Origin of the sequence: Paracoccus aminovorans, from assembly GCF_001546115.1 — a bacterium.
Classification (GTDB): domain Bacteria; phylum Pseudomonadota; class Alphaproteobacteria; order Rhodobacterales; family Rhodobacteraceae; genus Paracoccus; species Paracoccus aminovorans_B.
The window spans coordinates 2,195,975-2,215,269 of record NZ_KQ955208.1; the positions used below are offsets into that span (position 1 = coordinate 2,195,975).

The 19,295-nt window shown below is 65.8% G+C and carries 16 protein-coding genes and 1 tRNA gene; all 17 read left to right on the plus strand.

Features of this window, described 5'->3' with window-relative positions; all coding sequences use genetic code 11:
- The first annotated feature begins 23 nt into the window (after positions 1–23).
- The 17 genes from ASV56_RS11215 (at position 24) to rpsL (ending at position 19,284) form a co-directional block, all read left to right on the plus strand.
- Positions 24–416, plus strand: a complete 393-nt coding sequence (locus tag ASV56_RS11215) for a VOC family protein (protein ID WP_062562045.1) — start codon at positions 24–26, stop codon at positions 414–416.
- Complete coding sequence (locus ASV56_RS11220; protein WP_062562046.1) at positions 413–826, plus strand: GFA family protein; 414 nt, start codon at positions 413–415, stop codon at positions 824–826. Before ASV56_RS11215 ends, ASV56_RS11220 begins: the two co-directional genes overlap by 4 nt.
- Positions 827–1,031: 205 nt before the next feature.
- Positions 1,032–2,888 (plus strand): ABC transporter ATP-binding protein, encoded by a 1,857-nt coding sequence (locus tag ASV56_RS11225; RefSeq protein ID WP_062562047.1) that lies wholly within the window; start codon positions 1,032–1,034, stop codon positions 2,886–2,888.
- A gap of 48 nt (positions 2,889–2,936) precedes the next feature.
- Positions 2,937–3,012 (plus strand) — tRNA-Trp (locus tag ASV56_RS11230).
- Positions 3,013–3,053: 41 nt separating this feature from the next.
- Complete coding sequence (locus ASV56_RS11235) at positions 3,054–3,953, plus strand: hypothetical protein (protein ID WP_062562048.1); 900 nt, start codon at positions 3,054–3,056, stop codon at positions 3,951–3,953.
- Between the two features lie 52 nt (positions 3,954–4,005).
- Complete coding sequence (secE, locus tag ASV56_RS11240) at positions 4,006–4,200, plus strand: preprotein translocase subunit SecE (protein ID WP_026155309.1); 195 nt, start codon at positions 4,006–4,008, stop codon at positions 4,198–4,200.
- 192 nt (positions 4,201–4,392) lie between these two features.
- Complete coding sequence (nusG, locus tag ASV56_RS11245; protein ID WP_062562049.1) at positions 4,393–4,932, plus strand: transcription termination/antitermination protein NusG; 540 nt, start codon at positions 4,393–4,395, stop codon at positions 4,930–4,932.
- 86 nt (positions 4,933–5,018) lie between these two features.
- Positions 5,019–5,471 carry a 50S ribosomal protein L11 gene (rplK, locus tag ASV56_RS11250; RefSeq protein WP_017999541.1) on the plus strand — a complete coding sequence of 151 codons (453 nt, stop codon included), beginning with the start codon at positions 5,019–5,021 and terminating at the stop codon, positions 5,469–5,471.
- A 3-nt stretch (positions 5,472–5,474) separates the two neighbouring features.
- Entirely contained in the window at positions 5,475–6,173 is a 699-nt protein-coding gene (gene rplA, locus ASV56_RS11255) for a 50S ribosomal protein L1 (RefSeq protein WP_062562050.1), read from the plus strand.
- A 257-nt stretch (positions 6,174–6,430) separates the two neighbouring features.
- On the plus strand, positions 6,431–6,946 hold the full coding sequence (gene rplJ, locus ASV56_RS11260) for a 50S ribosomal protein L10 (RefSeq protein ID WP_026155310.1): 516 nt from the start codon (positions 6,431–6,433) through the stop codon (positions 6,944–6,946).
- 67 nt (positions 6,947–7,013) lie between these two features.
- Positions 7,014–7,388 (plus strand): 50S ribosomal protein L7/L12, encoded by a 375-nt coding sequence (rplL, locus tag ASV56_RS11265; protein ID WP_062562051.1) that lies wholly within the window; start codon positions 7,014–7,016, stop codon positions 7,386–7,388.
- Between the two features lie 266 nt (positions 7,389–7,654).
- Positions 7,655–11,803 carry a DNA-directed RNA polymerase subunit beta gene (gene rpoB, locus ASV56_RS11270; protein ID WP_062562052.1) on the plus strand — a complete coding sequence of 1,383 codons (4,149 nt, stop codon included), beginning with the start codon at positions 7,655–7,657 and terminating at the stop codon, positions 11,801–11,803.
- Between the two features lie 49 nt (positions 11,804–11,852).
- Positions 11,853–16,058: a DNA-directed RNA polymerase subunit beta' gene (gene rpoC / locus ASV56_RS11275; RefSeq protein WP_062562053.1), complete on the plus strand. Its 4,206-nt coding sequence runs from the start codon at positions 11,853–11,855 to the stop codon at positions 16,056–16,058.
- Positions 16,059–16,202: 144 nt separating this feature from the next.
- Positions 16,203–16,808: a methyltransferase family protein gene (locus ASV56_RS11280; protein WP_062562054.1), complete on the plus strand. Its 606-nt coding sequence runs from the start codon at positions 16,203–16,205 to the stop codon at positions 16,806–16,808.
- Between the two features lie 36 nt (positions 16,809–16,844).
- Positions 16,845–17,789, plus strand: a complete 945-nt coding sequence (locus ASV56_RS11285) for a DMT family transporter (protein WP_062562055.1) — start codon at positions 16,845–16,847, stop codon at positions 17,787–17,789.
- Complete coding sequence (locus tag ASV56_RS11290) at positions 17,789–18,637, plus strand: putative rhamnosyl transferase (RefSeq protein WP_062562056.1); 849 nt, start codon at positions 17,789–17,791, stop codon at positions 18,635–18,637. The genes ASV56_RS11285 and ASV56_RS11290 overlap by 1 nt, the downstream gene beginning before the upstream one ends.
- 275 nt (positions 18,638–18,912) lie before the next feature.
- Positions 18,913–19,284 (plus strand): 30S ribosomal protein S12, encoded by a 372-nt coding sequence (gene rpsL, locus ASV56_RS11295; RefSeq protein ID WP_010399029.1) that lies wholly within the window; start codon positions 18,913–18,915, stop codon positions 19,282–19,284.
- Positions 19,285–19,295 lie beyond the last annotated feature (11 nt).

Consider the following 19,295-nt stretch of genomic DNA (forward strand, 5'->3'; position numbering starts at 1 on the left):
TGCCTCGGGAAAGGAGACTGGACATGATCGACCATATCGGAATTGCGGTGTCGGACATCACGCGCGCGCGTGCCTTCTATGACGCGGCGCTGGCGGTGCTGGGGATCGGCGTCGAGATGGAGGTGACCGAGGCGATGACCGGCGGCCATGGCGCGCATCTGGGCTATGGCCGGGACGGCAAGCCGGATTTCTGGATCGGCTCGGGCAAGCCCGCCCATGGCGGCACGCATGTCGCCTTTGCCGCCCCGGACCGCGCGGCGGTGGACGCCTTTCACCGCGCGGCCATGGCGGCGGGCGGGCGCGACAACGGCGCCCCGGGGCTGCGGCCCGAATACCACCCCGGCTATTACGGCGCCTTCGTCCTGGACCCCGACGGCAACAATATCGAGGCCGTGCATCACGGAGACGCACCATGACCACCTATCACGGCGCTTGCTTCTGCGGCTCGGTCCGCTTCGAGGCCGAGGGCGACCTGGCGCAGGGCACCATGCGCTGCAACTGCCGCTTCTGCCGCAAGATGCGCTATTGGGAGATGCGGCTGCCCGACCCGGCCGGCTTTCGCATCACCCACGGCGCCGAACTGCTGGCCGAGACGCCGCGCCATGACGAGGACGGCGTGGACATGCACCACACCTTCTGTTCGCGCTGCGGCACGCGGCTGTGGACCGAGGGCAATATCCCCGAGATGGGCGGGCATTTCATCGCCGTCTGCGTCAGCGCGCTGGAGGACGTGCCCGAGGCCGAGCTGATCGCCGCCCCGGTGCATTACGCGGACGGCGCGCATGACAATTGGTGGAACCCGGCGCCCGAGACCCGGCACCTTTAGCAGACCGCCGAAGAGGTCGGCTCTCGACCCGGCATCAGACCGTGCTTCACCCTCGCCGGGGCAACGGCGGGGGTGATGATGCGCGAGAGGGACGCGGCGGGCGGCTCCTGCGACCATTTCAGCGGCCTGTCACGCCGCATGGCTTGACAGCCGGCCGATCTGCCATCAGTTCTGGTCGGCCCTGCCATACTACCCGAGGTGTGCCATGTTCAGCTGGTTCGAAAGCCGGCTCGATCCCTATCCGGCCGATCCGCCGCGCATGCCGCCCAGCGGGTTGTGGCGCTTCATCCTGCATTTCTCGCGCGGGGCCAAAGGCTATATGCTGGGCATGGCCGGTTGCTCGGCGCTGATCGCGGTCGCCGAGGTGGTGCTGTTCGGCTATCTGGGCGAGCTGGTCAACCGGCTGTCCGGCGCCGACCGCGCCGGCTTCTGGGCGGCCGAGGGCGGGCGGCTGATCCTGATGGGCGCGATCCTGGTCGTGGCGCTGCCGGTCCTGCAGGTGCTGTTCTCGCTGCTCATGCACCAGACGCTGATGGGAAACTTCCCGCAGCGCATCCGCTGGCAGGCGCATCGCTATCTGCTGCGCCAGTCGATGAGCTATTTCCAGGACGAATTCGCCGGCCGCATCGCCACCAAGCTGATGCAGACCGCGCTCGCGGTGCGCGAGGTGGCGATGAAGTTCATGGACGTGCTGGTCTATGTCGGGGTCTATTTCATCGGCGCGCTGATCCTGGCCGCCTCGACCGACGGCTGGCTGGCGCTGCCCTTTGCCGGCTGGGGCCTGCTTTACGGGCTGCTCTTGTGGTGGCTGATCCCGCGCATCGGCCGCATCAGCCAGGCGCAGGCCGATGCCCGCGCGGTGATGACCGGCCGCGTCGTCGACAGCTATACCAATATCTCGACGGTGAAGCTGTTCTCGCACAACTCCCGCGAAGAGGATTACGTCCGCGACAGCATGGACGGGTTCTTGCAAACCGTGCACGGCCAGATGCGGCTGGCCTCGATCCAGAACATCCTGCTTTCGTCGCTGAACTCGGGGCTGACCTTCGCGGTCACGGCGCTGGGGCTGTGGCTGTGGGTCGGCGGAAAGATCGACGTCGGCGCGGTCGCGGTGGCGATCCCGCTGGCGCTGCGGCTCGGCAACATGTCGCATTGGATCATGTGGGAATTCGCCGGGCTGTTCGAGAATATCGGCACGGTGCGCGACGGCATCGGCTCGCTGTCCTTGCCGCGCATGGTGACGGACATGCGCGGCGCCCGGCCGCTGGCGGTGCCCGAGGGGCGGGTGCAGTTCGACCACGTCACCTTCCGCTATGGCGCCGGCGACCGGGTCGCGCCGCGGGACGGGCTGCATGGCGCGGTGCTGGACGACCTGACGCTGACCATCGCCCCGGGCGAGCGCATCGGCCTGGTCGGCCGCTCGGGCGCCGGCAAGTCGACGCTGGTGAACCTGCTGCTGCGCTTCCACGATCTGGAAACCGGGCGCATCCTGATCGACGGCCAAGACATCGCCCAGGTCACGCAGGAATCCCTGCGCGCGGCCATCGGCGTGGTGACGCAGGACACCTCGCTGCTGCACCGCTCGATCCGCGACAATATCGCCTATGGCAGGCCGGATGCCTCCGAGGCCGAGATCCGGCGCGCCGCCGAACTGGCCGAGGCCGGCTTCATCGACACGCTGACCGATTCGCAGGGCCGGCGCGGGCTCGAGGCGCATGTCGGCGAACGCGGGGTGAAGCTGTCCGGCGGCCAGCGCCAGCGCATCGCCATCGCCCGCGTGCTGCTGAAGGACGCGCCGATCCTGGTGCTGGACGAGGCGACCAGCGCGCTCGACAGCGAGGTCGAGGCCGCGATCCAGGGCCAGCTCGACATGCTGATGCAGGGCAAGACGGTGATTGCCATCGCGCATCGGCTGTCCACCATCGCCCGCATGGACCGGCTGGTGGTGATGGAGCAGGGCCGCATCGTCGAGCAGGGCACGCATGATCAGCTGCTGGCGCAGGGCGGCATCTATGCCGGGCTTTGGGCGCGGCAGTCGGATGGTTTCCTGAAGGCCGATTGATTTCCTCTTGAACCGGCCGCGCGCCTGCCGTAATCAGACGCGCGGCTTAGGGGTTTAGCTCAGTTGGTAGAGCATCGGTCTCCAAAACCGAGGGTCGTGGGTTCGAGTCCCCCAACCCCTGCCAGCCGCAATCCCCGACATGCCGAGCGCCACACCGACGAATTCATGGCCCTGAGCATTCATCTGGGGGCGCACAAGACCGCCTCGACCCATCTGCAATATTCGCTGCGCCTGGTCGACGACCGGCTGGCCGCGGCCGGGCTGTGCTATGCCGATCCGGCCCTGCTGCGCACGGCGCCGCTGGACCTGTCGCAGATCCTGTCCGCCGGCGTCGGCTGCCCCGAGGAGCCCGCCTTCCGTGCCGCCCTGCAGGAGCGGCGCCAGGGCTGCGCCGAGCTGCTGATCTCCGAGGAGAATATCCTGGGCGGCACGCATCGCAGCCGCATGTTCTCGCGTCGCGGGCTGCTCTATCCCTTTGCGGTGCGCCGGCTGCGGCAGGTTCTGGCGCTGGCAGGAGAGCGCCAGGCCGAGCTGTATCTGGCGATCCGCGACCCGGCGGGCTTCAACGTCTCGGCCTTTTCGTTGCAGGTGCTGCTGGGCAACGAGATCGAGCTCGCCCCCTGGTTGCGCGGCCGCGATCCGGCCCGGGTCGACTGGCTGGGGCTGGTCCGGCGCCTGGCCGCGATGCCCGAGGTCGTCCGGCTGGTGGTCTGGCGCTATGAGGATTACGCGGCGCTGCGCCCCGAACTGCTGCGCCGGCTGCTGCCCGAGGGGCTGGCGCCGGCGGTGCCCGAGCCGCCGCCTTCGAACGAGGGGCTGACGCAGGCCGGCTATGACTGGTTCCTGCGCCGGGCCATGGTCGACACCGAGGCCGACCTGCGCCAGCTGGCCGCCCGCGCCCGCCGCCGCTTTCGTCGCGCCGACGGCCACGGCCCGCTGCGGCCGCTGCCGGCCGAGGATTACGCCCGTTCGGCCGAGAGCTATGCCGCCCAGGTGGCGGCGCTGCGCGGGCTGCGCAAGGTCGAGTTCCTGCAGCCGCCGGCCGCGGTCCAGATCCCGGCTTGAAATCGGGCCGTGCCCGGTCTATCTGACGCGCTGCAAGACCGAAGGGATTCCCATGGCCAACCCCGTCCAGTTCATCAGCCAGGTCCGCGCCGAAGTCGGCAAGATCACCTGGCCCACGCGGCGCGAAGTGATCACGACCACGGTGATGGTCTTCATCATGGCGACCTTGGCCTCGGTCTTCTTCTTCCTCGTCGACCTTGCGATCAAGACCGGCCTGTCGGGGCTGATCCACTTCGTCGGCAGCTGAGGGCTTGCATTGCCGGGCCGGGGGCGGTATGTCCGCCCGACCTGCCCGTGACGCGGCGTGCATCGATTCGGTCGTGCGCGCCGATTTCAATTTGGCCGAAAGCCTGCATCACGGATGCGCGATTGGCTGGGCTGGTTAAGGAATTCAATGGGTTGGCACGCCAGCCTGGAAGAAACAGGGGTCGATCGAGACATGGCAAAGCGTTGGTATTCGGTCAGCGTCCTGTCGAACTTTGAAAAGAAGGTCGCCGAGGCGATTCGTCAGGCCGTTGCCGAGAAGGGTCTCGAGGATGAGATCGACGAGGTGCTGGTCCCGACCGAGGAAGTGATCGAGATCCGCCGTGGCAAGAAGGTCACGTCCGAGCGCCGCTTCATGCCCGGCTATGTGCTGGTGCGGATGGAGTTGTCGGACAAGACCTATCACCTGGTGAACTCGATCAACCGCGTCACCGGCTTCCTGGGTGCCCAGGGCAAGCCGATGCCGATGCGCGACGACGAGGTGAACACGATCCTGCATCGCACTGGCGAGGGCGGGGCCGAGGTCGCGCCGCGCAACCTGATCCGCTTCGACGTGGGCGAGAAGGTGAACGTGACCGACGGGCCCTTCGAGGGCTTCTCGGGCATGGTCGAGGAGGTGGATGAGGTCTCGAGCCGCATCAAGGTCACCGTCTCGATCTTCGGCCGGCCGACGCCGGTCGAGCTGGAATTCACGCAGGTTGCCAAGACCGCGTGATCGTTCGCGGGAGGCTGCGTCCCTTGGGGCAAGGCCGCACCGCTAAGTCGGCCCCGTTCGGGGCGTGATGATAAGGAGAGGGCCAGATGGCCAAGAAAGTCGTCGGCAGCCTGAAGCTGCAAATCAAGGCCGGTCAGGCCAACCCGTCCCCGCCCGTCGGCCCGGCCCTGGGTCAGCGCGGCATCAACATCATGGAATTCTGCAAGGCGTTCAACGCCCGCACGCAGGAAATGGAACAGGGTTCGCCCGTTCCGGTCGTGATCACCTATTACGCCGACAAGTCGTTCACCTTCGAGACCAAGACGCCGCCCGCGTCCTTCCTGCTGAAGAAGGCCGCCGGCCTGAAGCCGGTCGGCAAGCGCAACCGCGCCAAGGGTTCGGAAAAGCCCGGCCGCGCGACCGCCGGCACCGTGACCGCCAAGCAGGTGCGCGAGATCGCCGAAGCCAAGATGAAGGACCTGTCCGCGAACGACGTCGAAGCCGCGATGCAGATCATCCTCGGCTCGGCCCGTTCCATCGGCATCGAGGTGAAAGGCTAAGTCATGGCTAAGATTTCCAAGAACAAAGCCGCCGCCCGCGCCGCCTTCGAAGGCAAGGCCAACCTGACGGTGGAAGACGCCGTCGCGCTGGTGAAAGCCAGCACCAAGGCGAAATTCGACGAGACCGTCGAGATCGCGATGAACCTGGGCGTCGATCCGCGCCACGCCGACCAGATGGTCCGCGGCGTCGTGACCCTGCCCAACGGCACCGGCAAGCATGTCCGCGTCGCCGTCTTCGCCCGTGGTCCCAAGGCCGACGAAGCCAAGGCCGCTGGCGCCGAGATCGTCGGTGCGGAAGACCTGCTGGAGACCATCCAGTCGGGCAAGATCGAATTCGATCGCTGCATCGCCACCCCGGACATGATGCCGCTGGTCGGCCGTCTGGGCAAGATCCTGGGCCCGCGCAACCTGATGCCGAACCCCAAGGTCGGCACGGTGACCATGGACGTGAAAGCGGCCGTGGAAGCGGCCAAGGGCGGCGAAGTCCAGTTCAAGGCCGAGAAGGCGGGCGTGGTCCACGCCGGCGTCGGCAAGGCCTCGTTCGACGCCGCCAAGCTGGCCGAGAACATCCGCGCCTTTGTCGATGCGGTGAACCGCGCGAAGCCCTCGGGCGCGAAAGGCACCTATCTGAAGAAGGTCTCGATCAGCTCGACCATGGGTCCGGGCGTGTCGCTGGACCTGGCTTCGGCCGCTTCGCAGTAAGCGGCAAGAATTTCGCCGGCGTCCTTTCAACGGGGGCCGGCGGATGGCGGGGCAGCGATGCCCCGTCCTGTCCGAGACGGAGGGTGCCGACCCGATACGCTATCTGGCCGGCTTAATCATCCTTCCTGAGATGGGATCAAGACCATTTTCCGAAGGTTTCTTCGGGGGATCTTGGGACCGTCACGGACCCATCCGGTCGCTGTTCGGGCGGCTGGAAAGTGAGAGCCGGGGGGAAACCCCCAACTTGGAGTGAAACCGTGGATAGAGCGCAAAAAGAAGCGGTGGTCGAGGAACTCGGCCAGATCTTTGAAGCCTCTGGCGTCGTGGTGGTTGCCCGCTACGAGGGGATGACGGTTGCCGAAATGCAGGACCTGCGCGCGCAGATGCGCGAAGCTGGTGGGTCCGTCCGCGTTGCCAAGAACAGGCTCGCCAAGATCGCCCTGGATGGAAAGCCTTGCGCCAGCATCGCCGACTATCTGACGGGCATGACCGTGCTCGCCTTTTCCGACGACCCCGTGGCTGCTGCCAAGGTCGCGGACAAATACGCCAAGGGGAACGACAAGTTCGTGATCCTGGGCGGTGCGATGGGCGACACGGCGCTTGACCCGGCCGGTGTGAAAGCCGTGGCCCAGATGCCGTCGCGGGAGGAGCTTATCGCTTCGATCGTGTCCTGCATCGGTGCCCCTGCTGCAAACATCGCGGGCGCGATCGGCGCACCTGCTTCCAACATCGCGGGCATCCTCTCGACTCTGGAAGAGCGCGAGGCCGCCTGAGGCAATCCCCGTCCCGTCGTGGGGTTGAAACCCCGACGTTGGAACACTTAATGGAAAGAACGGAAAAATGGCTGACCTGAAAAAACTCGCCGAAGAAATCGTGGGCCTGACCCTGCTGGAAGCCCAGGAACTGAAGACCATCCTGAAAGACGAATACGGCATCGAGCCGGCCGCCGGTGGCGCCGTCATGGTTGCCGGCCCGGCCGCTGGCCCGGCTGAAGCCGCCGAAGAGAAGACCGAATTCGACGTCGTCCTGACCGACGCCGGCGCCAACAAGATCAACGTGATCAAGGAAGTGCGCGCCATCACCGGTCTGGGCCTGAAAGAAGCCAAGGACCTGGTCGAAGCCGGCGGCAAGGTCAAGGAAGGCGCTTCGAAAGGCGACGCCGAAGAAATGAAGAAAAAGCTCGAAGCGGCTGGCGCCAAGGTCGAGCTGAAGTAATCGGGCCTGCACCGGATGGTGCGTGCCGATTGATTTCGGAAGAAAAGGGCAGGGTCCGGGGTTCTCCCGGTCCCTGCCGAACCTGTCTTGAAGGACGGTTTTTCGGCCGCAGGCCATGACCAGACCTTCCTTCAGGGCATGTTCGGGGTTCGGGAGCGGCGCGGTGGGACGTGCGGCACGAATTGGACCCCGCCCCTCATTCGCCGCCTTGTGCCGGTCGGGCCCCGACGACCGCCGCAAGCGAAAGACGAAAGGTAAGACCCTCTATGGCGCAAGCTTATGTCGGCCAGAAACGCATCCGGCGTTACTATGGCAATATCCGCGAAGTTCTGGAGATGCCGAACCTGATCGAGGTTCAGAAATCCTCCTATGACCTGTTCCTGCGGTCGGGCGAGGCCGAGGGCCACCAGGACGGCGAAGGCATCCAGGGCGTGTTCCAGTCGGTGTTCCCGATCAAGGACTTCAACGAGACCGCGACGCTGGAATTCGTGAAATACGAACTGGAACGCCCGAAATACGACGTGGACGAATGCCAGGCGCGCGACATGACCTATGCCGCGCCGCTGAAGGTCACCCTGCGCCTGATCGTGTTCGATGTCGACGAGAACACCGGCGCCAAGTCGGTCAAGGACATCAAGGAGCAGGACGTCTACATGGGCGACATGCCCCTGATGACGCAGAACGGCACCTTCATCGTGAACGGCACCGAGCGCGTCGTCGTGTCGCAGATGCACCGTTCGCCCGGCGTGTTCTTCGACCACGATCGCGGCAAGACCCACAGCTCGGGCAAGCTGCTGTTCGCCTGCCGCATCATTCCCTATCGCGGCTCGTGGCTCGACTTCGAATTCGACGCCAAGGACCTGGTGTTCGCGCGCATCGACCGCCGCCGGAAACTGCCGGTGACCACGCTGCTCTATGCGCTCGGCATGGACCAGGAGGGCATCATGGATGCCTTCTACGACACCGTGGACTACAAGCTGCAGCGCGCCGTCAAGGGCAAGGAATCCGGCTGGATCACCCGCTTCTTCCCCGAGCGCGTGCGCGGCACCCGTCCGTCCTATGACCTGGTGAACGCCGAGACCGGCGAAGTCATCACCAAGGCCGGCGACAAGGTGACGCCGCGCCTGGTCAAGCAACTGGCGGAAAAGGGCGACATCAACCTGCTGCTGCCCTTCGACAAGATCATCGGCCGCTTCGTGGCGAAGGACATCATCAACGAGCAGACCGGCCTGATCTATGCCGAGGCCGGCGACGAGATCACCGTCGAATACGACCGCGACGGCGAGATCTCGGGCGGCTTGCTGAAGGTGCTGCTGGACAACGGTATCGAGGACATCCCGGTCCTGGACATCGACCACGTCAACGTCGGCCCCTATATCCGCAACACCATGGCGGCCGACAAGAACCTGGGCCGCGAAGGCGCGCTGATGGATATCTATCGCGTCATGCGCCCGGGCGAGCCGCCGACCGTCGAGGCCGCCTCGACCCTGTTCAACAGCCTGTTCTTCGACAGCGAGCGCTACGACCTTTCGGCCGTGGGCCGGGTCAAGATGAACATGCGCCTGGACCTGGACGCGCCGGACACCCAGCGCACCCTGCGCCATGAGGACATCGTCGCCTGTATCCGCGGGTTGGTGGAACTGCGCGACGGCAAGGGCGAGATCGACGACATCGACCACCTCGGCAACCGCCGGGTGCGCTCGGTCGGCGAGCTGATGGAGAACCAGTATCGCATCGGCCTGCTGCGCATGGAGCGGGCGATCCGCGAGCGCATGTCGGGCGTCGAGATCGACACCGTCATGCCGCAGGACCTGATCAACGCCAAGCCCGCGGCGGCGGCGGTGCGTGAATTCTTCGGCAGCTCGCAGCTGTCGCAGTTCATGGACCAGACCAACCCGCTGTCGGAAGTGACGCACAAGCGTCGCCTGTCGGCGCTTGGCCCGGGCGGTCTGACCCGCGAGCGTGCCGGCTTCGAGGTGCGCGACGTTCACCCGACCCATTACGGCCGGATGTGCCCGATCGAGACCCCGGAAGGCCAGAACATCGGCCTGATCAACAGCCTGGCGACCTTTGCCCGCGTGAACAAATACGGCTTCATCGAGACGCCCTATCGCCGCGTCATCGAGGGCAAGGTCACCGACGACGTGGTCTACATGTCGGCGACCGAGGAGATGCGCCACACCATCGCCCAGGCGAACGCGACGCTGGACGAGGGCGGCAAGTTCGTCGACGAGTTGATCTCGACCCGCCAGTCGGGCGACTTCATGCTGAACCCGGTCGAGGCGGTGGACCTGATCGACGTGTCGCCGAAACAGCTGGTATCGGTCGCGGCGGCGCTGATCCCCTTCCTGGAAAACGACGACGCCAACCGCGCGCTGATGGGCTCGAACATGCAGCGCCAGGCGGTTCCGCTGCTGCGGGCCGAGGCGCCCTTCGTCGGCACCGGCATGGAAGCAACCGTGGCGCGCGATTCCGGGGCGGCCATCATGGCCCGTCGCGGCGGCATCATCGACCAGGTCGACGCGCAGCGGATCGTTATCCGGGCGACCGAGGACCTGGGCGCGGGCGACGCCGGCGTGGACATCTATCGTCTGCGCAAGTTCAAGCGCTCGAACCAGTCCTCGACCATCAACCAGCGTCCGCTGGTCAAGGTGGGCGACCGCGTGGTCAAAGGCCAGGTCGTGGCCGACGGTCCCTCGACCGATCAGGGCGAACTGGCGATCGGCCGCAACGTGGTCGTGGCCTTCATGCCCTGGAACGGCTACAACTACGAGGACTCGATCCTGATCTCGGAGCGGATCCACCGCGACGACGTGTTCACCTCGATCCATATCGACGAATACGAAGTGGCGGCCCGCGACACCAAGCTGGGGCCGGAAGAGATCACCCGCGACATCCCGAATGTCGGTGAAGAGGCGCTGCGCAACCTCGACGAGGCTGGCATCGTCTATATCGGCGCCGAGGTCGGTCCGGGCGACATCCTGGTCGGCAAGATCACCCCGAAGGGTGAATCGCCGATGACGCCGGAAGAAAAGCTGCTGCGCGCCATCTTCGGCGAAAAGGCCAGCGACGTGCGCGACACCTCGCTGCGTCTGCCGCCGGGTGCCTATGGCACCATCGTCGAGGTCCGGGTGTTCAACCGCCACGGCGTCGACAAGGACGAGCGTGCGCTGCAGATCGAGCGCGAGGAAGTCGAGCGCCTGTCGCGCGACCGCGACGACGAGCTGGCGATCCTGGAGCGCAACATCTATGCGCGCCTGAAATCGCTGATCATGGGCAAGGAAGTCGTCAAGGGGCCGAAAGGCGTCCGCGCCGGCGTCCTGGTCGATGAGGACGTGCTGGGCCAGCTGAGCCGCGGCCAGTGGTGGCAGCTTGCCGTCGCCGACGAGGAGACCGCCAAGGAAGTCGAGGCGCTGAACCAGCAGTTCGACAGCCTGAAGCGCGCGCTGGACAACCGTTTCGACGACAAGGTCGAGAAGGTGCGCCAGGGCGACGACCTGCCTCCGGGCGTGATGAAGATGGTCAAGGTCTTTGTCGCCGTGAAGCGCAAGCTGCAGGCGGGCGACAAGATGGCCGGCCGTCACGGCAACAAGGGCGTGGTGTCCAAGGTGGTTCCCATCGAGGACATGCCTTTCCTGGCCGACGGCACGCCCGTGGACCTGGTGTTCAACCCGCTGGGCGTGCCGTCGCGCATGAACGTCGGGCAGATCCTGGAAACCCACATGGGTTGGGCCGCGCGCGGCCTGGGCATCAAGATCGACGAGGCGCTGCAGGACTATCGCCGCAATGGCGATCTGACGCCGGTGCGCGAGGCGATGAAGAACGGCTATGGCGACGAGTTCTATGCCGAGACCTTCAGCGACATGGACGACGACCGGCTGGTCGAACACGCCGATGCCGTGCGTGGCGGCGTGCCGATCGCCACGCCGGTCTTCGACGGTGCGAAAGAAGCCGACATCAATGACGCGCTGCGGCGGGCCGGTTTCGACACCTCGGGTCAATCCGTGGTGTTCGACGGCCGCACCGGCGAGCAGTTCGCCCGCAAGGTCACCGTCGGGATGAAATACGTCCTGAAGCTGCACCACCTTGTCGACGACAAGATGCACGCCCGTTCGACCGGTCCCTACAGCCTCGTGACCCAGCAGCCGCTGGGCGGCAAGGCGCAGTTCGGCGGTCAGCGTCTGGGTGAGATGGAGGTCTGGGCGCTGGAAGCCTATGGCGCCGCCTATACCCTGCAAGAGATGCTGACGGTCAAGTCGGATGACGTGGCCGGCCGGACCAAGGTCTATGAGAGCATCGTCAAGGGCGAGGACAATTTCGAGGCCGGCGTGCCGGAATCGTTCAACGTTCTGGTCAAGGAGGTCCGGGGTCTGGGCCTCAACATGGAACTCCTGGATGCGGAGGATGAGGAGTGAGGGGGCGACCCCTCATCTCCTCCACCGCGCCCCTCATTAGGATTTGAAAATGAACCAGGAACTTGCCACCAATCCCCTGAACCCGCTGGCTGCGCCGCGGCAGTTCGACGAAATCAAGATCTCGCTGGCCTCGCCCGAGGAAATCCTCGCCTGGTCCTATGGCGAGGTGAAGAAGCCCGAGACCATCAACTACCGCACGTTCAAGCCCGAGCGTGACGGGTTGTTCTGCGCGCGTATCTTTGGCCCGATCAAGGATTACGAATGCCTGTGCGGCAAATACAAGCGCATGAAATATCGCGGCTTGGTCTGCGAGAAATGCGGCGTGGAAGTCACGCTGCAAAAGGTCCGGCGCGAGCGCATGGGCCATATCGAGCTGGCCGCGCCGGTCGCGCATATCTGGTTCCTGAAGTCGCTGCCCTCGCGCATCGGCCTGATGCTGGACATGACGCTGCGCGATCTTGAGCGCATCCTGTATTTCGAGAACTACGTCGTGATCGAGCCGGGTCTGACGGACCTGTCCTATGGCCAGCTGCTGACCGAGGAAGAGTTCCTGGACGCGCAGGACCAGTATGGCGCCGACGCCTTCACCGCCAATATCGGCGCCGAGGCGATCCGCGAGATGCTAGCCAACATCGACCTGGCCGCCACCGCCGAGCAACTCCGCGAGGAGCTGAAAGAGGCGACCGGCGAGCTGAAGCCCAAGAAGATCATCAAGCGGCTGAAGATCGTCGAATCGTTCCTCGAGTCGGGCAACCGGCCCGAGTGGATGGTGCTGACCGTCATTCCGGTCATCCCGCCGGAACTGCGCCCGCTGGTACCGCTGGACGGCGGCCGCTTCGCGACCTCGGACCTGAACGACCTGTATCGCCGGGTCATCAACCGCAACAACCGCCTGAAGCGGCTGATCGAACTGCGCGCGCCCGACATCATCGTCCGCAACGAAAAGCGGATGCTGCAAGAGTCGGTCGATGCGCTGTTCGACAACGGCCGCCGCGGCCGCGTCATCACCGGCAACAACAAGCGTCCGCTGAAATCGCTGTCGGACATGCTGAAGGGCAAGCAGGGCCGCTTCCGCCAGAACCTTCTGGGGAAACGGGTCGACTTCTCGGGCCGTTCGGTGATCGTGACCGGGCCGGAGCTGAAGCTGCACCAGTGCGGGCTGCCGAAGAAGATGGCGCTCGAGCTGTTCAAGCCGTTCATCTATTCGCGGCTCGAGGCGAAGGGACTGTCGTCCACCGTCAAGCAGGCCAAGAAGCTGGTCGAGAAGGAACGCCCCGAGGTCTGGGACATCCTGGATGAGGTGATCCGCGAGCATCCGGTGCTGCTGAACCGCGCGCCGACGCTGCACCGCCTGGGCATCCAGGCCTTCGAGCCGATCCTGATCGAGGGCAAGGCGATCCAGCTGCACCCGCTGGTCTGTTCGGCCTTCAACGCCGACTTCGACGGCGACCAGATGGCCGTGCACGTCCCGCTGTCGCTTGAGGCGCAGCTGGAAGCGCGCGTGCTGATGATGTCCACGAACAACGTGCTGTCGCCCGCCAACGGCGCGCCGATCATCGTTCCGTCGCAGGACATGGTTCTGGGCCTGTATTACACGACCATGGAACGCGAGGGCATGAAGGGCGAAGGCATGGTCTTCGCGAACCTGGAAGAGGTCGAGCATGCTCTGGCCTCGGGTTCCGTGCATCTGCACGCCCGCATCACCGCCCGCCTGCCGCAGATCGACGAGAACGGCAACGAGGTCATCAAGCGCTTCGAGACCACGCCGGGCCGTCTGCGCCTGGGCTCGCTCTTGCCGAAGAACGCCAAGGCGCCCTTCGAGCTGGTGAACCGCCTGCTGCGCAAGAAGGACATCCAGAACGTCATCGACACCGTCTATCGCTACTGCGGCCAGAAAGAGTCGGTGATCTTCTGCGACCAGATCATGGGCCTGGGCTTCCGCGAGGCCTTCCGCGCCGGCATCTCGTTCGGCAAGGACGACATGGTGGTGCCGCCGACGAAATGGGAACTGGTCGAGGAAACCCAAGACCAGGTGAAGTCCTTCGAGCAGCAATATCTCGACGGTCTGATCACCCAGGGCGAGAAGTACAACAAGGTCGTGGACGCCTGGTCGAAGTGCAACGACAAGGTCACCGACGCGATGATGAAGACCATCTCGGCCACCAAGAAGGACGAGAAGGGCGCGGAGCTTGAGCCGAACTCGGTCTATATGATGGCGCATTCGGGCGCCCGGGGCTCGGTCAGCCAGATGAAGCAGCTGGGCGGGATGCGCGGGCTGATGGCCAAGCCGAACGGCGAGATCATCGAGACGCCGATCATCTCGAACTTCAAGGAAGGCCTGACCGTTCTTGAATACTTCAACTCGACCCACGGCGCCCGGAAGGGTCTGTCGGACACCGCGTTGAAGACGGCGAACTCGGGCTATCTGACCCGTCGTCTGGTCGACGTGGCGCAGGACTGCATCATCCGCGAGCATGACTGCGGCACCGATCGCGCGATCACCGCCTCGGCGGCGGTCAACGACGGCGAGGTGGTCAGCCCGCTGAGCGAGCGCGTTCTGGGCCGTGTCGCGGCCGATGACGTGCTGGTGCCGGGCGAGGATGTCGTGATCGTTCGCAAGAACGAGCTGATCGACGAGCGCAAGGCGGACGAGATCGAGCAGGCCGGCGTGCAGTCGGTCCGCATCCGCTCGGCCCTGACCTGCGAGTCGGACGACGGCATCTGCGCGCTCTGCTATGGTCGCGACCTGGCGCGCGGCACGCTGGTCAACATCGGCGAGGCCGTGGGCATCATCGCGGCGCAGTCGATTGGCGAGCCGGGCACGCAGCTGACGATGCGGACCTTCCACATCGGCGGCATCGCCCAGGGTGGCCAGCAGTCCTTCGTCGCCGCGGCGCAGGAAGGCACGATTGCGTTCGAGAACGAAAGCACGCTGGAAAACGCCAATGGCGAGCTGATCGTGATGAGCCGCAACATGCAGCTGCACATCAAGTCGGCCACCGGCGAGACCCTGGCCAGCCACAAGCTGTTCTACGGCAGCAAACTGTTCGTGCGCGACGGCGATGCCGTGGCCCGCGGCCAGAAGATGTTCGAATGGGACCCCTATACCCTGCCGATCATCGCTGAGAAGGCCGGTGTCGCGAAATATGTCGACCTGCTGTCGGGGATCTCGGTCCGCGACGAGACCGACGACGCGACCGGCATGACGCAGAAGATCGTCACGGACTGGCGCTCGGCCCCGAAAGGCAACGAGCTGAAGCCCGAGATCATCATCGTCGATGCCGATGGCGAGCCGGTGCGGAACGAACAGGGCAACCCGGTCACCTATCCGATGTCGGTCGACGCGATTCTGTCGGTCGAGGACGGCCAGGAGATCAAGGCCGGCGACGTGGTGGCGCGGATCCCGCGCGAAGGCGCCAAGACCAAGGACATCACCGGGGGTCTGCCCCGCGTGGCGGAACTGTTCGAGGCCCGTCGCCCCAAGGATCACGCGATCATCGCCGAGCTGGATGGCTATGTGCGCTTCGGCAAGGACTACAAGAACAAGCGCCGCATCGCCATCGAGCCCGCCGACGACACGCTGGCTCCGGTCGAATACATGGTGCCGAAAGGCAAGCACATCCCGGTGCAGGAAGGCGACTTCGTGCAGAAGGGTGACTACATCATGGACGGCAACCCGGCGCCGCATGACATCCTGCGCATCATGGGGATCGAGGCCTTGGCCGACTATCTCATCGACGAGGTGCAGGACGTCTATCGACTGCAGGGCGTGAAGATCAACGACAAGCACATCGAGGTGATCGTTCGCCAGATGCTGCAGAAGATCGAGATCCTGGATTCGGGCGACACCACGCTGCTGAAGGGCGAGCACATCGACCGCGAGGAATTCGAGGAAGAGAACGCAAAGATCGAAGCCAAGGGCGGCCGTCCGGCCGTGGGCGAGCCGGTGCTGCTGGGCATCACCAAGGCGTCGCTGCAGACCCGCAGCTTCATCTCGGCCGCCTCGTTCCAGGAAACCACGCGGGTGCTGACCGAAGCCGCCGTGCAGGGCAAGCGCGACAAGCTGGTCGGCCTCAAGGAGAACGTCATCGTCGGCCGGCTGATCCCGGCCGGGACCGGCGGCGCCACCGCCCGCGTCAAGCGCATCGCCAGCGAGCGCGACAACGAGGTGATCGAGGCCCGCCGCGCCGAGGCCGAAGCCACCGCCGCGCTGATCGCGCCGGAGGAAACCTCGGTGGAGCAGGCCGGCGAGTGATCGCCCGCTGACGACGAACCGAAAGGCCCGGCCTCGCGCCGGGCCTTTTGCTTGCCGCCCGCCATCCGCAGGTCGCGATTGCGCAAGGCGCGGCGAGCGGATAACGATGGGGCAGGTAACCGGGCGGTGTGCGAGGGTGGCTTGATGCGCGCGGCAGTCAATCAGAAGATCCGCATCAATGTCCTGCGCCTGTCGGGCCTGGCCCTGCTGCCGGCCATCCTGGCGATCAACCCGGTCCTGGGCCTGCAGGGTTTCGGGCACGAGGCCATCGAATCCCTTGGCATCCTGCTGTTGCTGGTGGGGGTGCTGGGCCGGTTCTGGTCGATCCTCTATGTCGGCGGCGCCAAGAACCGGCGGGTGATGCAGGACGGCCCCTATTCGATGACCCGCAATCCGCTGTATTTCTTCTCGACCGTGGCGGCGACGGGGATGGGGCTGATGTTCGGCGCGGTCAGCCTGGCGCTGCTGATCGGCGGCATGGTCGGGCTGATCCTGTGGATCACCGCGCGGCGCGAAGCCGGCTTCCTGTCGCAGCACTTCGGCGCGGAATACGATGCCTATGCGGCGCGCACGCCGTTCTTCCTGCCCGATCCGCGGCTGTTCCGCACCGGGCGGACCGCCCGGTTCGACACGGCGACGCTGCGCCGCAACCTGTTCGACGCGCTGGTCTTCCTGAGCTTCATTCCGATCGTCGAGTTGGTGGACCAGTTGAAGCTGAGCCTCGGCTGGTCGCTGCTGTCGCTCTGGTAGCCCCCGCCTCATCGCCAAGCCGCACCGCCCGGAGCCATGCTGACCCCCGACCTGCCCCCTGCCAGCGCGCCGGCCGCCGCCCGGCCGCCCGTCCCGGATCCCGCGCAGGGGCAGGCCGACAACCTGCGCGCCATCGGGATCATGATGCTCAGCATGGCGGCTTTCACCTGCAACGATGCGGTGATGAAGGCGGTCACCCAGACCCTGCCGCTGTATGAATCGATGACATTGCGCGGCGGCATCGTGGTGGCGATCATGCTGGTCATCGCGCGGGCGCAGGGCGGGCTGCGCCTGCGGGTGCCGCGCGGCGACCTGCTGCCGCTGGCGGTGCGGACGCTGGCCGACCTGAGCTCGACCGTGCTTTACCTTGTGGCCTTGCAGCACATGGCATTGGCGAACCTTTCGGCCATTATGCAGGCGCTGCCCCTGGCAGTGACGCTGGCGGCGGCGGTGTTCTTTCACGAAAGATTGGGCTGGCGGCGGCTATCGGCCATCGGCATCGGGCTGGTCGGGGTCTTGCTGATCCTGCGGCCGGGCACCGGCGCCTTCGACATCTGGTCCGCGCTGGTCGTGCTGGCGATGCTGCTGATCGTCGCGCGGGACATCGTCACCCGGCTGTTCTCGGTCCATGCCGGGTCGTCCACGATCGCTTTCTACGCCGCGATCTCGGTGATGCTGACCGGCGCGGTGCTGGCAACCGGCGAGACGTGGCGCACCCCGACCGCGGGCGAACTGGCGCTGCTGCTGCTGTCGGCCGGATTCCTGAGCGTCGGCTACCTGACCGCGGTGGCCAGCATGCGGGTGGGCGAGATTTCGGTTGTCGCGCCCTTCCGCTATACCTCGCTGGTCTGGGCCATCATGCTGGGACTCGTGGTGTTCGGCGACTGGCCGGACCTGTGGACCTGGGCCGGCTCGGCGTTGGTGGTCGGGGCGGGGATCTATACCATCCTGCGCGAGCGGAAAGTGAAGGGAATGTCGTGATGCGTGTGCAGATGCTGGGCCTGTGCCGGTTTTCCTATCTCGGCGGCCGGGGATTCCAGGTGGCGCATGAGACGCTGGAGCAGCGGCGCGCCTTCCTCTACGACCCCGAACGGCTGGCGCGGCGCTGGTTCTGGTTCGAGAACCTGGTGCTGCCCGGGCTGCTGGCCCAGACCGACCCGGATTTCACCTTGGTGCTGATGACCGGCCCGGACCTGCCCGAGCCCTGGCTGTCGCGGCTGCGCGAACTGGTCGAGATCATGCCGCAGGCCCGGCTGGCGCTGATCCCGCCGATGGAGAAGCACCTGGAGGCCTGCCTGGCCGCCGTCGCCCCGCATATCGACCCGGGCGCCGATGTGGTCGGGCATTTCCGCCAGGATGACGACGATGCCGTGGCCGTCGACTACATCCGCGACGCGCGCCGGGATTTCACCGCGCTGCGCCCGCTTTGGGAACGCCGGCGGCGGCTGTCCTGCGACTACTCGCGCGGGCTGGTGCTGAAGGCGACGCAGGACGGCATCTCGGTCGAGCCGCGGATGATCTACAATGCCGTGGCGGCGCTGACCGTCTATCTGCCGCCCGATGCGCAGCGCAGCGTGATGCATTTCCCGCATTGGAAGATCGGCCTGTCGATGCCCGGCGTGATGCTGCCCGGCAAGGCGATGTTCGTGCGCTTCCTGAACCACGACAACGACTCGGGCGCGATCGGCGCCGGCTATCCCTGGGAGGCCGAAACCGAGGATTGGGCCGGGCTGCTGGCCGACCGCTTCCGCATCGATCTTGCGACGCTGGACCGCGCCGCGCGCGATTTCGGCCTGCCCGGCGCCGACCGGCCGCGCTGGGGCGTCTGACCGGCGCCGGGGCAGGGGCGCGGCACGGGGCGGCTGTTGACTCGTCCCGGAATTCCCCATATACGCCGCACACCCGGCAAAAGACCGTCCGGGTGGCCAGAACCTTCATCGGTCACGATCCGGGCCGGAACTGCCCCGATCCTCTGGAAATTACCCGTCCCGCCCCCAGCCCGGGGACAGGATGGGTCGTGGCGTTTCACGATTCGCGTGATTCGCTGTCGAGAAGTGGCGCAGCAATCGCTGCGAGTATTGACGAAAGCAAGACGGGGAACCGAATGCCGACGATCCAACAGCTGATCCGCAAACCGCGGCAGCCCAAGGTGCAGCGCTCGAAGTCGCAGCACCTTCAATCCTGCCCGCAGAAGCGGGGCGTATGCACGCGCGTCTATACCACGACGCCGAAGAAACCGAACTCCGCCATGCGGAAGGTCGCCAAGGTGCGGCTGACGAATGGCTTCGAGGTGATCTCCTATATCCCGGGCGAAAAGCACAACCTGCAGGAACACAGCGTCGTGCTGATCCGCGGTGGCCGGGTAAAAGACCTTCCGGGTGTCCGTTACCACATCCTGCGCGGTGTGCTGGATACCCAGGGCGTCAAAGACCGTCGTCAACGCCGTTCGAAATACGGCGCGAAGCGTCCGAAGTAAGGAGATCCGCA

Coding starts and splice junctions, on each gene's coding strand:
- ASV56_RS11215 (WP_062562045.1), top strand. CDS start 24: ATGATCGACCATATCGGAATTGCGGTGTCGGACATCACGCGCGCGCGT.
- ASV56_RS11220 (WP_062562046.1), top strand. CDS start 413: ATGACCACCTATCACGGCGCTTGCTTCTGCGGCTCGGTCCGCTTCGAG.
- ASV56_RS11225 (WP_062562047.1), top strand. CDS start 1,032: ATGTTCAGCTGGTTCGAAAGCCGGCTCGATCCCTATCCGGCCGATCCG.
- ASV56_RS11235 (WP_062562048.1), top strand. CDS start 3,054: ATGGCCCTGAGCATTCATCTGGGGGCGCACAAGACCGCCTCGACCCAT.
- secE (WP_026155309.1), top strand. CDS start 4,006: ATGGCCAACCCCGTCCAGTTCATCAGCCAGGTCCGCGCCGAAGTCGGC.
- nusG (WP_062562049.1), top strand. CDS start 4,393: ATGGCAAAGCGTTGGTATTCGGTCAGCGTCCTGTCGAACTTTGAAAAG.
- rplK (WP_017999541.1), top strand. CDS start 5,019: ATGGCCAAGAAAGTCGTCGGCAGCCTGAAGCTGCAAATCAAGGCCGGT.
- rplA (WP_062562050.1), top strand. CDS start 5,475: ATGGCTAAGATTTCCAAGAACAAAGCCGCCGCCCGCGCCGCCTTCGAA.
- rplL (WP_062562051.1), top strand. CDS start 7,014: ATGGCTGACCTGAAAAAACTCGCCGAAGAAATCGTGGGCCTGACCCTG.
- rpoB (WP_062562052.1), top strand. CDS start 7,655: ATGGCGCAAGCTTATGTCGGCCAGAAACGCATCCGGCGTTACTATGGC.
- rpoC (WP_062562053.1), top strand. CDS start 11,853: ATGAACCAGGAACTTGCCACCAATCCCCTGAACCCGCTGGCTGCGCCG.
- ASV56_RS11280 (WP_062562054.1), top strand. CDS start 16,203: ATGCGCGCGGCAGTCAATCAGAAGATCCGCATCAATGTCCTGCGCCTG.
- ASV56_RS11285 (WP_062562055.1), top strand. CDS start 16,845: ATGCTGACCCCCGACCTGCCCCCTGCCAGCGCGCCGGCCGCCGCCCGG.
- ASV56_RS11290 (WP_062562056.1), top strand. CDS start 17,789: ATGCGTGTGCAGATGCTGGGCCTGTGCCGGTTTTCCTATCTCGGCGGC.
- rpsL (WP_010399029.1), top strand. CDS start 18,913: ATGCCGACGATCCAACAGCTGATCCGCAAACCGCGGCAGCCCAAGGTG.